Source organism: Streptomyces cyaneochromogenes, from assembly GCF_003963535.1.
GTDB lineage: Bacteria > Actinomycetota > Actinomycetes > Streptomycetales > Streptomycetaceae > Streptomyces > Streptomyces shaanxiensis.
Map to the genome: position 1 here is coordinate 4,619,410 of NZ_CP034539.1, position 12,144 is coordinate 4,631,553.

Here is a 12,144-nt window from a genome sequence, read left to right on the forward strand (position 1 = left end):
GGAGGTGACATTAGCGTCTTCGGCGTGCCGAACACTTCCCCGCCCCCCGCGTCGCCCGTGACCGCCGTCCTCCCCGCCTCCCGGAGCGGCTCCGGGCATGCTGAGGGAGTGAGCAACGACGAGTTCCGTGCCGCCATGTCGCGGCTGGCCGCGGGTGTGGTCCTGGTGACCGCGCTGGAGCCGCCGCTGGACCCGGACGACCCGCACGCTCCGGCCGGCGAGGACGTCGGCATGACGGCGACCGCGTTCATGTCGGTGTCCCTGGACCCGCCGCTGGTGCTGGTCAGCCTGCGCGAGGGCTCCCGCATGGACGACCTGCTCGACGAACAGCCCCTGTGGGCCGTCTCGGTGCTCTCCGAGAGCCAGCGTCACATCGCCGGCCGCTTCGCCATGAAGGGCCGCGTCAGCGACCGCCTGCTGTTCGCCGACATCCCGTACGTGCGCGGCAAGGAGACCGGCGCTCCGTTGGTCGGCGGCGCCCTGGCCACCCTGGAGTGCCGCACCGAGCAGCGGGTGACGGCCGGCGACCACACCCTCGTGATCGGCCGCGTCCTGTCGGCCTCACTGCCGAGCTCGGACGGCGGACCGCTGACCTATTTCCGGGGCCGTTACCGGCAGTTGGGGTGAACTCCCGGGAAGGACGGGCACACAATTCCGTAGCGGCAAATGATCATCCGCCCTTACCGTGCCGGGATGACGTCGACGACTTCAACACCGCGCCTCGAAGAAATCACACCCGCGAACTTCGAGGCCGCCACCGGCATACGGGTCCGCCCCGAGCAGGAATTCGCGGTCTCCCCCGTGATGCAGTCCCTCGCCGAGGCATACGTCCACCCTGCGGGCGTCGCCTGGCCCCGCCTGATCGTCGACGGTGACCGCCCGGTCGGCTTCCTGATGGCCTTCCTCGACATCGACTGGCGCGCCGACGGCACCCTGTTCCGCTCGGGCCTGTGGCGGCTGAACATCGCCGCCGAGGAACAGGGCCGCGGATACGGCAGGTTCGCGGTCGAGTCCGTCGCCGCGGAGATCCGCCGCCGGGGCGGCAAGCAGCTGTACGTCACCTGGCACCCCGGCCCGAACGGCCCCGAGGGCTTCTACCTCGGCCTCGGCTTCCGCCCCGACGGCGAGACCAGCGAGGGCGAGACGGTGGGGGTGCTGGAGCTGGAGGGGCTGGAAGGGTCGTAGCAGGGGTTCGTAGTCGGTCGTCCGCGGCGCCGTCGGGCGGTTCGCGCGGTTCCCCGCGGAACCGCCCTAGATCAACCTGACATCGAGCCGGGACACCCGCCCGGGGTCCGTCACGATGTCGATCACGGTGATCCGATCCCGTACGAACGCAAACCGCAGGGCCCGTTCCACCCGTCCCTCGGCGAACACCACGAACCCCGGCACGCCGTCGACCAGCGCGGACCGCCCCGCCCCGGCGAGCGGCCCGAACGTCGCCGCGCCCCGTGCCACCGCCGCCGCGCCCGTGGTCACCCCGACCTCGGTGCGCGCGACGACGTCCGGGTCGAGGACGTCGAGGAGCCCCTCGAAGTCCCCCTCCCGCGCGGCGGCGAGAAAGGCCTCGACGACCTCCCGCTGCCTGCGCCGCCCGGCGCCGCCGGCCTCGGACGCGTCGGCGCCCTGCACCCGGCGCCGGGCCCGGCTGGCGAGCTGCCGAGTGGCGGCCGGCGTACGGTCCACGACGGCCGCCACCTCGTCGTACGCCACCCCGAACAGGTCGTGCAGCACGAACGCCAGCCGCTCGGCCGGGGTCAGGGTGTCCAGTACGACGAGCAGGGCGACGCCGACCGAGTCGGCGAGGAGGGCGTCCTGCTCGGGGTCGGGCACGGCCGCGGAGGCGAAGGCGGAGGGCTCGGCGGGCGACGGCGCCGCGGCGTCCAGGGGTTCCTCCGCGCGGGACCTGCGGGAGCGGAGCATGTCCAGGCAGACCCGGCCCACGACGGTCGTCAGCCAGCCGCCGAGGTTGTCGACCCGGGTGGTGTCGGAACGGCTCAGCCGGAACCAGGCCTCCTGCACCGCGTCCTCGGCCTCGGCCGTCGAACCGAGCATGCGGTGCGCCACGGCACGCAGGTGGCCGCGGTGCGCCTCGAAACGCCGGGCAAGGAAGTCGGTGTCGCTCATCGGTCCGTCACAGCCTCTCGTCGCGGGCCCGTGGTGAGGGGGTCGATGACTTGACGGATCTCGGGGCGACGATGTGACAGACGCGGTGCGGCGCCCTGCCCCCGGTGCGACCGCGGGCAGGGCGCCGGACGCGTGCGGTCAGTTCGCGCAGCCCGGCACGGCCCCCACCGGACGGCAGTTGTTCGGGGTGTTGTTGGAGACGAGGGTGGAGTCCAGGGTGACCTGGCTGTTGGGGCCTTCGTAGATGCCGCCGCCCTGGAGCGTTCCGAGCGCGGTGTTGCCGGTCACCACACTCGCGCGCAGCGTCGCCACGCCCGGCGACGTGGTGCGGATGCCGCCGCCCTCGAGACCGGCCGTGTTGCCCAGGACCCTGGAGAAGTCGACCCTCAGCGAGCTGCCGGCATGGCTGATGCCACCGCCGCTCCCGGTGGCGTCGTTCCCGCTGACGAGGGTGTTGAGCAGCACGGCCGAGCCGCCTTCCCGCAGGCGGATGCCGCCGCCGAACCCGGCGTCGTTGTCCCGGATGCTGCCGCCCCGCACGGTGAGGGTGCTGCCCGCGTCGGAGACCCTGATGCCGCCTCCGACGTTGCCGGGCACCCTTCCACCGCGGACGTGGATCGAGTTCAGCGTCAGGTCGCCGCCCGACTCGACGTTGAAGACACGGAAGTTGGGGGTGCCGGTGGCCGCGGAGCGTCTGACGGTGACGTTGAACCCGCTGATGCTGAACGAACCCGTGACCGAAGGCAGTCCGTTGCCTCCGTCGTCGGTGTTCGCCGTGTTCGTGATGGTGTACGTACAGAACGGCGCGAGCACGATGTTCTCGTTACTCGTGTTGGAGGCGGTGATCGCGGCCCTGAGGGCGGCGATGTTCCCGCAGGGCACGAAGGTCAGCGCGTGGGCAGGCGCTACGGGCAGTACCGACACGCTCAGGGCGAGACCTGCCACCGCGCCCAGGTTCGTCAGCCGGAAGATGCTCTTCCTCTTCATGAAGGACTCCTCGGGATCCCGCCCGAGAGCGTCCGGCGGCGACGGCCGCCCCGTCCTCGAAGCGGCCCTACCAGCGAAAACCGGAGTCGAGGAGCCCCGCCAAGCGGGCTGGTCCGTCCAGGCACCGGATCCACCCGTCCGGCCGCGCGGCACGACGGGCACTCTCACGCCGACCCTTGCTGGACACCGTCGGCCAGGGCCCTTCCGGCGGATCAGCCCCAGTCCCGCCCGGACCGCCCCCGCTTGGTGTCGGAGCGCTGCTTCTTCTCCCTCAGCCGCCGCTCGTTGATCCCGCGGGGGATGCGGGTGGGCTTGCGTGGCTTGGGCGGTGGGGCCGTCGCCTCGGCGAGGAGCGCGGCGAGGCGTACGGCGGCGGTCTCGCGGTTGCGCCACTGGGAGCGGTGCTCGGAGGCGCGGACGGTGAGGACGCCGTCGACGAGGCGGGACGCCAGCCGCTGCAGCGCCCGCTGCTTCCAGACCTCGGGCAGCGCCTCGGTCTTCGCCAGGTCGAAGCGCAGCTCGACCTGGGAGTCACTGGTGTTGACGTGCTGGCCGCCCGGGCCACTGGAGCGCGAGAAACGCCACATGAGCTCGGCCTCGGGAAGCGAGACGGAGCCACGGATGACGTGAGGACCGGACATGCCCTCCATGTTCCCCGTTCTGTCCGGTCCACGTCACGCGAATATCGCCCTCCCAGCCGTTCGCGTATCCCCTACGGGTGCTCTTTGGCAAAGAAAGTAAAGACACCTGGAACTTGAGGTACCCCTCTCTGCGTTCATAGGGGTAGCTGTAGCTTCTAGCCGTACCGCAACGAGGGAAGGGACTCCCAACAATGGCTGTAAGCCTGTCCAAGGGTGGCAACGTCTCGCTCACCAAGGAGGCTCCGGGCCTGACCGCCGTCACCGTGGGCCTCGGCTGGGACGTCCGCACCACCACCGGCACGGACTTCGACCTCGACGCCTCGGCGATCGCGGTCAACCCCACGGGCAAGGTCTACTCGGACGCCCACTTCGTCTTCTTCAACAACAAGCAGACGCCGGACAGCACCATCGTCCACACCGGTGACAACCGCACCGGTGAAGGCGCCGGCGACGACGAGGCGATCAACGTCAACCTCGCCGGCCTCCCGGCCGACGTCGACAAGATCGTCTTCCCGGTCTCCATCTACGACGCCGAGTCGCGCTCGCAGAACTTCGGCCAGGTCCGCAACGCCTACATCCGCATCATCAACCAGGCCGGCGGCGCCGAGATCGCCCGCTACGACCTGTCGGAGGACGCGGCCACCGAGACCGCCATGGTCTTCGGCGAGCTCTACCGCAACGGCGCCGAGTGGAAGTTCCGCGCGGTCGGCCAGGGCTACGCCTCGGGCCTGGTGGGCATCGCGCAGGACTTCGGCGTGAACGTCTGACCCTCGCTGCGCTGAGCGAGCGGGAGCCCCTGGCTGCGGTACACCGTGGCCGGGGGCTCCCGGCGTTGGAGGGCTCCCCGCGTTGCACGGCTCGACGTCGGACGGGCCGGCGCTGGAGGGCTTGGCCTGGCGGGCTCGGCGATCGGGGACTTCGATAGGTTGCCCCGCGTGATCATCGACCCCCTCCCCCGCACCCCCGAGGCGTCGCTCGCGCGCCGGGAGGCCTGAGCCACGTGGACTGGACGCCCCTGGCCGGCACCGCTCTCGGCGCACTCGTCGGCGTCGGCTCGACGCTGCTCGCGGACCGGGCCCGCTGGCGCCGCGATCTGGCCGACCGGACCCGGCAGGAACGCAAGCAGATCTACGTCACCGTCCTGACGAAGTACCGGCTCGCCTACGAGGCGATGCACGCGGTGGCCGTCACCGGCCGCGACGAGGCGCCCGCGGCCCGGGAGACGGCCGTACGGGAGGCGTTCCGGGAATCCGGCTGCGACGAGGCCCGGGAGACCGCCCTGATCTGCGCGCCGCAGGAGATGTCGGACGTACTGGAGAAGGTCTACGCGACCCTGCGCGAACTCCAGGACGCGTTCGCGGCCGGTGATCCGCCGCCGCACTCGCCGGAGTTGCAGGAGCTACGGCTCAGACACGCCGAGGCGATATGGGCGGCGCGTGCCGCGATGCGGCGGGACCTCGAGGGGACGGGCTGAAGCACCGGCCGCCGACACGGGGGGCTTACGGCCGGTCGGGTTTCCCGTCGCCGTACAGCCACTCCCGCCAGATGGACGTGAAGTCCTCGTCCGGCGCCTTCTCCTCCACGTACGCCGTGAAGTCGTCGGTGTCCGCGTTGCCGTGACGGTGGTCGGCCGTCCAGCCCTGGACGATGTCGTAGAAGGTGTCGTCGCCGACGGCCTGGCGGATCTTGTGGACGACCATCGCGCCGCGCTGGTAGACGGGGTCGGCGGAGACCTGCGCGGCGCCGGCCGGCTCGGCGGGCGGGAAGTCCCAGAGGTCCTCGTAGTCGTCCTCGCCGTGGTCGTACAGGGCGTCGAAGGTCTCCTGGGCGCTGTCGCCGCCGTTGTCCTCCTCCCACAGCCATTCCGCGTACGTCGCGAGGCCCTCGTTCAGCCACATGTCGCGCCAGCTCTTCGGCGTCACGGAGTTGCCGAACCACTGGTGGGCGAGCTCGTGGACGAGCAGCTCGGTGTCGGGGGCGCCGGGGAAGACAGGCCGGTTCTGGGTCTCCAGGGCGTAGGCGGAGGCGTTCACGCGGGCGACGATCGCGCCGGTGGAGGAGAAGGGGTAGGGGCCGAAGTTCTCCTCGCCCCACTCCATGACCTCGGGGATCCGGGCGAGGACCGCCCGGGCGGGGCCCTTTTGGGAGGGCACCACGGCGGTGTACACGGGGAGTTCGCCGCCCGTCGCGCCGTCGACCGTGGAGCGGTGGATCTCGTAGTCGCCGATGGCGAGGGTGGCGACGTAACTGGCCATGGGTTCGGCAGTGCGCCAACGGAAGGTCGTGCGGCGGCCGTTGGTCGTCCGGTTGGTCAACTCGCCGTTGGAGACGGCCTGGAGCCTCGCCGGCACGGTGACCGCGATGTCGTACGACGCCTTGTCGGACGGGTGGTGGTTGCCGGGGAACCACGCCATGGACCCCGTCGGCTCGCCGAGCGCGATCGCGCCGTCGTCGGTGGGGAGCCAGCCCTCCTCGGAGCCGTCGGGGTCGGTGATGGTCTGCGGGGTGCCGGAGTAGCGGACGGTGAGCCGGAAGGTCTCGCCCTGGTCGAGTTCGCCGTGCGGGCGGACGACCAGCTCCTGGCCGTTGCGGCTCCAGCGGGCGCGTGCGCCCTCCACCGTGACCCGCTCGACGTCCATGCCCTTCAGGTCGAGGTCGAATGCGGAGAGGTCCTGGGTGGCGCGTGCGGTGATCTCCGCCGTACCGGAGAGGCGGCGGTCGTCGGGGTCGTACGAGAGGTCGAGGGCGTAGTGGGTGACGTCGTAGCCGCCGTTGCCGGCCTTGGGGAAGTACGGGTCGCGCGCGCCGGAGCCGCCTGGGGTGCCCTGCACACCGCCGTCGCACGCGGTCAGGGCGAGGACGGCGAGCAGGGCGCAGCCTACGGACCGGAAGGGACGGAGGGCCGGGAGCGTACGGAGGGCCGGGAGCGTACGGAGGGTCGGCAACGCACGGGCGGCCGGGACCGTGCGGGCGGCCGGGACTCTACGGACCGTCCGGACAAGGGGCGCAGATCGGGACACGCCAGTGATCCTATGAGCGTCGGCCGTGACACCATCACCTGCGTGCTCGACATCGGCTACGCCCTCTCCACCCGCTTCCCGGACCCCCCGCAGACGGACTACCGTCGCGCGGACGTCCGCGCCCTGCGCCACGACCTGTTCTGCGGCGACGTCTACCTCGCCGACACCAAGGCGGACCGGGAGTTGTCCACAGCCTGGGGATGGGTTCCGGTGCTCGACTTCGCCTGGGCCCTGTGCGACATCGCCGAGCGGCTGGACCAGGACCCGGCCGGCTCCCGCGCCTCCCGCCCCCAGCGGGCGGAACTGGACTTCACCGAGTCCACGGACCGCATGTTCTTCGAGCGCCGCTTCGGCTGGGTGGACATCGAGGCGGACTGGATGCCGGCCGAGGAACCCGCGCTGACGTTCTCCCACACCGAACTGCGCCGCGAGGCCCGCGACTTCCTGCACGACCTGCTCGCCGACCTGATCGACCTGCACGAGGACCTGGGCGAGAACCCGGCGATCTGGACCCTGCAGGCCCGCTTCCCACGCGTGGCGTAGCCTCCGCGGGCGCCCCCGCCGTGCCTCGCCGGTGGCGCCCCCACGCCAAAGCACGACAAAGAAGGAGCCCCTCCCGTCATCCGGGAGGGGCTCCTTGTCAGAGCGCCGGGCAGGCCTTGCACCTGCATTTCCCCGCAGGAAGCGGGGCGTCTTTCCTTGGACCACCAACGCATCACCGACCGCCAGGAGTTCTGGCGAGCAGCTCTGCGTCAATCATACCGGACCCGCCCCGGTGCCGATCACGGACCGGCCTCCACCCGCACCCCCAGCTCCGCCGCCAGCACCGGCGCCAGATCGAGCAGTTGCGCCGGACTGATCACCGCCCCGGACAGCCGCTCCACCCCCCGCGCGATGTCCAGCTCGGCCGCCCTCCGCAGGTCCACGTCCGTCAGCGTGGCCCCGCTGAGGTCGACCCCCTTCAGCACGCAGTCCACGAACTCCACCCGCTCCAGGCGAGCGCCCCCGAAGTCCGCCTCGACCAGGACGCAGCCCTCGAGAACGACGTCTCTCAGCCTGGCCTTGCGCAGGTTCAGGTAGTCGATCTTGCCGCCTCGGATCACCACCCGCTCCAGGACCGCGCCGTGCAACTGCACCCCGCCCAGCCGGGCGTCCACCAGCTCCACATCACGCAGGGTCGCCTCGGCGAGGTCGGTGCCGACGCCGCGTGGGGCCGTCAGGACGGAGTCGAGGATCCGGGCGTGCCGGAGTCTCGTCTCGTCCAGGGCGCAGCCCCGCAGCGCGCAGTCCATGAACCGGGCGCCCGCGCCGTCCTGCCCGGTGAGGTCCTCCTCGCGGAACTCCAGGCTGTCGTAGTCCCCGTCCGGCTCCAACTGCCCGTCCCGGTACGGCTCCAGCGGCGGCAGCCGCACCTCGGGCCGCCGCGCGCCCTTCACGCCACCCTCACCCATCGCTTTCCTCGCCATGCCCCCATGCTGCACCCCGCCACTGACAATCGCCCCTGACCTGCGTCGACACCGCCCATGTCACATTCCGGGGGCTCAGGACCGTCGTACTCACGAAAGGCAAGAAAGGCGACCCCGACCAAAGAGGGAGACCCCCAGCCATGCACCGCATCACCGTCATCGGAGGCGGCTTCGCCGGACTCACCGCGGCCATCACCGCCGCCGAGGCGGGCGCCAAGGTCACCGTGTACGAAGCCCACCACACGCTCGGCGGACGGGCGCGGACCGCCGAGGGGCCGTACCGGACCAACGAGGGACCGCACGCCCTGTACAACGGCGGCCTGCACTGGGCCTGGCTCAAGCAGCGCGACCTGATCGGGCCGCTCGCGCCGCTCCCGCCCCTGGAGGCGGCCCGGCTGCGGCTGCGGCACCGGGGTGTGCTGCGCCGCACCCCGCCCTTCGCCATGCTCAAGCTGCTGCGGCGCGGCCTTCCGCAGGCACCCGTCGACGTCGACTTCCTGACCTGGGCCACCGGCATCGCGGGCGAGGAGGGCGCGCGGGCCGCCGCCCACTACTCCGCGGTCGCCCTGTTCCACCACGACCCCGGCGCCCTGTCAGCGGCGTTCGTGCGGGAGCGGCTGCGCCGGGCCACCAAGCTGCCGCCGGAGGCGCACTATCCGCGGGGCGGCTGGGCGACCATGATCGACCGGATGGCGGCCCGGGCGTGGAATCTCGGGGTGCGGATGGAGACCCTGTCCCGCGTCGACGAGCTCCCGACCGACACGCCCGTCATCGTCGCCACCTCCCTCGACGCCGCCCGCCGCCTCCTCAAGGACGACTCCCTGACCTGGACCAGCGGTCGTACGGCACTCGTCGATCTGGCGGTGCGGACCCGGCGCGGGGACGCCTTCGCCGTATCCGATCTCGACGAGACCGGGTGGATCGAGCGGTTCACCGCGCAGGACCGCTCCCTGGCGCCGGAGGGTGAGCAGCTGATCCAGGGACAGATCCCCCTCGCCCCGCACGAGTCCAAGGCGGAGGGTGTCGCCCGCGCCGAGGAGTTGCTCGACCTCGGCTTCCCCGGCTGGCGCGAACGCGTCACCTGGCGGCGCGAGTCCGTCGCGAACGGCCGTACCGGCGCCGTCGACCTGCCCGGCACGAGCTGGCGCGACCGTCCGGCCGTCGACCGCGGCGACGGCGTCTATCTGGCGGGGGACCAGGTGGCCGCCCCCGGTGTGCTGTCCGAGGTCTCCTTCAACAGCGCCCTCACGGCCGTGTCCCTGGCCCTCGGCCGGTACGCCCTTGACCTCAAGCACGCTTGAGGTCGCAGCATTGCTCACAGCCGCCTCCGGCGGCGGGGTGGGCGCCCAGCCGGCCCGATTCCACGACGATGGGGGATCCCATGCACGCCATCCGCCTGCACACCTTCGGCCCGGCCGAGAACCTCACCTACGAGCAGGTCGACGACCCCGCACCGGGCCCCGGCCAGGTCCGTGTCGCCGTGGCGGCGGCCGGCGTCCATCTCCTCGACACCACCCTGCGCGAAGGCGTGCAGGGCCCGGCGCCGCAGCTGCCCACGCTGCCCACCGTCCCCGGCCGCGAGGTCGCCGGCGTCGTCGAGTCCCTCGGTGAGGGCGTGGCCCCGCTCTGGCTCGGCAAGCGCGTCGTCGCCCACGTCGGCTTCGCGCCGGGCGGCTACGCCGAGCTCGCCGTCACCGACGTCGACCGCGTCCACGAGATCCCGGCGAACCTCGACTTCGCCGAGGCCGTCGCCATGATCGGCACGGGCCGTACGGCGATGGGGATCCTGCAGTTCGCCGAGCTCGGCCCGGACGCGGTCGCCGTGATCCCGGCGGCCGCCGGCGGCATCGGCACGCTGCTGGTGCAGTACGCCAGGAACGCCGGCGCCGTCGTCATCGGCCTCGCGGGAGGGCCCGAGAAGACCGCCCGGGTGCGGGAGAACGGCGCCGATCTCGCCGTCGACTACAAGGACCCCGCGTGGCCCGGCAAGGTCCGCGCCTTCCTGGGCGGCCGGCCGGCGACCGTCGTGTTCGACGGCGTCGGCGGCGAGGTCGCCCGCGAGTCCGTCGCCGTGCTCGGCCCCGGCGGCCGGCACCTCGTGTTCGGCTGGTCCGGCGCGGGACTGCACGACGGCAAGCCCTACTTCGTCGACGGCGTCTCCGAGCAGGTCCTCGGCCCCGTGATGATGCAAAAGGCCGGCGGCCCCAACCCCGTACAGACCCTGGAACTGCGCGCCCTCGCCGAGGCCGCCGCGGGCCGCCTCACCCCGGCCGTGCAGCGCTTCCCGCTCGCGGAGGCGGCGGCCGCGCATCGCGCCCTCGAAACGCGCGGAACCACCGGAAAGGTGGTACTGGAGCCGTGACCGGCCGCAGGCCCCCGCACCAGCGAATACGTCAGCCCTCCCCAGATGCGGTACGGCCTTGCCATGGTCTTCTGGGCGGGTGAGCAGCGGTCGAAAGTCTCGTCAGTGCCGCCCGGCCACCCGGTCGGCGATCCGGGCCAGTTTCGAGGCTTCGACGCTGCTGGTGAGGCGCTCCCTGCGGTCCGCCGCCCGATAGGTGGCGTACAGCCCGTGCACCCCGAGCCAGCGCAGCGGTTCCGGCTCCCACTTGCGCACCTTGTGCCCGACCCACGGCAGGTCGGTCAGCTCGGTCCGCCCGCCCTGCCCGGAGTCCTGCCGCACCAGGTCCCGCAGGGTGCGCGCGGCGAGGTTGGCGGTGGCGACGCCCGAGCCGACGTAACCGCCCGCCCAGCCGAGCCCCGTCGAGCGGTCCAGCGTCACCGTCGCGCACCAGTCGCGCGGCACGCCCAGCACACCCGACCAGGCGTGCTCGATCCGCACTCCGGCCAGCGCCGGGAAGAACTCGACGAGGACTTCCCGCAGGGCCTCGACGGTCTCGGGTTGCGTCCGCCCGTCGTTGTCGGTCCGCGACCCGAAGGCCCGTCGTTGTCGGTCCGCGACCCGAAGCGATACGGCACCCCGCGCCCGCCCAGCGCGATCCGCCCGTCGGCGGTGCGCTGCGCGTACATGTAGGCGTGCGCCATGTCGCCGAGCGTCTCGAGGCCCGCCCAGCCCACGGCCTCCCACTGCTCCTCGGTCAGCGGTTCGGTGGCGATCATCGAGGAGTTCATCGGCAGCCAGGTCCGCCTCTGCCCCTTCAGGGCGGCCGTGAAGCCCTCGGTGCAGCGCAGGACATAGGGCGCGCGGACGGTGCCGTACGGCGTGACGGCGTGCTTGGGCCGGATCTCCGTCACCGGGGTCAGCTCATGGATCGTCACCCCGAGCGCCGTCACGGCCGCCGCCAGCCCCTTCACCAGCCTCACCGGGTGCACCCGCGCCCCGTGCGGCGTCCACGTCGAGCCGACCGCGTCCGCGACCCTGATCCGCTCGGCGGTCTCCCGGGCCCCGTACAGCACACGGTCCTTCTCGCCGTACGACACCTCGTGCTCGTGGAAGGCCTTCAACCGCGCCCACTGCGCGGGCGTGCGGGCGACTTCGAGGACCCCGCCCTTGTGGATGCCGGCGTCGAAGCCCTCCTCCGCCACCGCCCTGATGACCTCGTCCACGGTGTCGTTCATGGCCCGCTGCAGCCGTACGGCCGCGTCATGGCCGTGCCGCTTCGCGTACCGGTCGCGCCCCGCGATGCCGTTGTACAGCCATCCGCCGTTGCGTCCCGAAGCCCCGTATCCGCAGAACTTCTGTTCCAGGACGGTGATACGGAGGAAGGGGACCGCTTTCTTCAGGTAGTACGCGGTCCACAGTCCCGTGTATCCGCCGCCCACGATGACCACGTCCGCGGAGGCGTCCCCCGCAAGCGGCTCGCGCACGTCGGGGAGGCCGTCGTCCGCGTACCAGTAGGAGATGCCGCCGTTCACTGCACCACTGACCGAGCTGCTCATGCGAGG

Annotated in this window: 12 protein-coding genes and 1 pseudogene; 7 read left to right on the forward strand and 6 right to left on the reverse strand. The window is 72.1% G+C overall.

All coding sequences use genetic code 11. The features are described from left to right. Nucleotides 1-24: 24 nt before the first annotated feature. Complete coding sequence (locus EJ357_RS20740) at nt 25-627, forward strand: flavin reductase family protein (RefSeq protein ID WP_126393105.1); 603 nt, start codon at nt 25-27, stop codon at nt 625-627. Between the two features lie 66 nt (nt 628-693). Further along, a complete protein-coding gene (locus tag EJ357_RS20745) occupies nt 694-1,185 on the forward strand; it encodes a GNAT family N-acetyltransferase (RefSeq protein ID WP_126393106.1) in 492 nt (163 codons plus the stop codon). A 66-nt stretch (nt 1,186-1,251) separates the two neighbouring features. On the opposite strand, the gene EJ357_RS20750 is transcribed toward EJ357_RS20745, so the two are convergent. The 3 genes from EJ357_RS20750 to arfB all read right to left on the reverse strand — a co-directional run bounded on the left by EJ357_RS20750 (nt 1,252) and on the right by arfB (nt 3,761). Continuing rightward, nucleotides 1,252-2,124, reverse strand: coding sequence for a sigma-70 family RNA polymerase sigma factor (locus tag EJ357_RS20750; protein ID WP_126393107.1), 873 nt, complete (start codon nt 2,122-2,124; stop codon nt 1,252-1,254). A 138-nt stretch (nt 2,125-2,262) separates the two neighbouring features. After that, the gene (locus EJ357_RS20755; protein WP_126393108.1) at nt 2,263-3,111 is read right to left on the reverse strand and encodes a hypothetical protein; all 849 of its coding nucleotides are present in this window, start codon (nt 3,109-3,111) and stop codon (nt 2,263-2,265) included. Between the two features lie 212 nt (nt 3,112-3,323). After that, on the reverse strand, nt 3,324-3,761 hold the full coding sequence (gene arfB, locus EJ357_RS20760) for an alternative ribosome rescue aminoacyl-tRNA hydrolase ArfB (protein WP_126393109.1): 438 nt from the start codon (nt 3,759-3,761) through the stop codon (nt 3,324-3,326). 182 nt (nt 3,762-3,943) lie between these two features. Between arfB and EJ357_RS20765 the strand changes: the two genes are divergently transcribed. Together EJ357_RS20765 and EJ357_RS20770 are read left to right on the forward strand one after the other, a co-directional pair. Continuing rightward, the gene (locus tag EJ357_RS20765) at nt 3,944-4,519 is read left to right on the forward strand and encodes a TerD family protein (RefSeq protein ID WP_126393110.1); all 576 of its coding nucleotides are present in this window, start codon (nt 3,944-3,946) and stop codon (nt 4,517-4,519) included. 233 nt (nt 4,520-4,752) lie between these two features. Further along, nucleotides 4,753-5,226 (forward strand): hypothetical protein, encoded by a 474-nt coding sequence (locus EJ357_RS20770; protein ID WP_126393111.1) that lies wholly within the window; start codon nt 4,753-4,755, stop codon nt 5,224-5,226. 25 nt (nt 5,227-5,251) lie between these two features. Here EJ357_RS20770 and EJ357_RS20775 read toward each other — a convergent pair whose 3' ends face one another. Beyond that, nucleotides 5,252-6,622: a M1 family metallopeptidase gene (locus EJ357_RS20775; protein ID WP_228473186.1), complete on the reverse strand. Its 1,371-nt coding sequence runs from the start codon at nt 6,620-6,622 to the stop codon at nt 5,252-5,254. 162 nt (nt 6,623-6,784) lie between these two features. Between EJ357_RS20775 and EJ357_RS20780 the strand changes: the two genes are divergently transcribed. After that, on the forward strand, nt 6,785-7,315 hold the full coding sequence (locus EJ357_RS20780) for a hypothetical protein (protein WP_175647457.1): 531 nt from the start codon (nt 6,785-6,787) through the stop codon (nt 7,313-7,315). A 239-nt stretch (nt 7,316-7,554) separates the two neighbouring features. On the opposite strand, the gene EJ357_RS20785 is transcribed toward EJ357_RS20780, so the two are convergent. Continuing rightward, nucleotides 7,555-8,238 (reverse strand): pentapeptide repeat-containing protein, encoded by a 684-nt coding sequence (locus EJ357_RS20785; RefSeq protein WP_126393113.1) that lies wholly within the window; start codon nt 8,236-8,238, stop codon nt 7,555-7,557. 140 nt (nt 8,239-8,378) lie between these two features. Here EJ357_RS20785 and EJ357_RS20790 point away from each other — a divergent pair, with 140 nt between their 5' ends. Next, the gene (locus EJ357_RS20790) at nt 8,379-9,539 is read left to right on the forward strand and encodes an FAD-dependent oxidoreductase (protein ID WP_126393114.1); all 1,161 of its coding nucleotides are present in this window, start codon (nt 8,379-8,381) and stop codon (nt 9,537-9,539) included. Between the two features lie 80 nt (nt 9,540-9,619). Beyond that, complete coding sequence (locus EJ357_RS20795) at nt 9,620-10,600, forward strand: zinc-binding dehydrogenase (RefSeq protein WP_126393115.1); 981 nt, start codon at nt 9,620-9,622, stop codon at nt 10,598-10,600. Nucleotides 10,601-10,702: 102 nt separating this feature from the next. Here EJ357_RS20795 and EJ357_RS20800 read toward each other — a convergent pair. Further along, a pseudogene (locus tag EJ357_RS20800) lies at nt 10,703-12,138 on the reverse strand (NAD(P)/FAD-dependent oxidoreductase). Between the last annotated feature and the right edge of the window lie 6 nt (nt 12,139-12,144).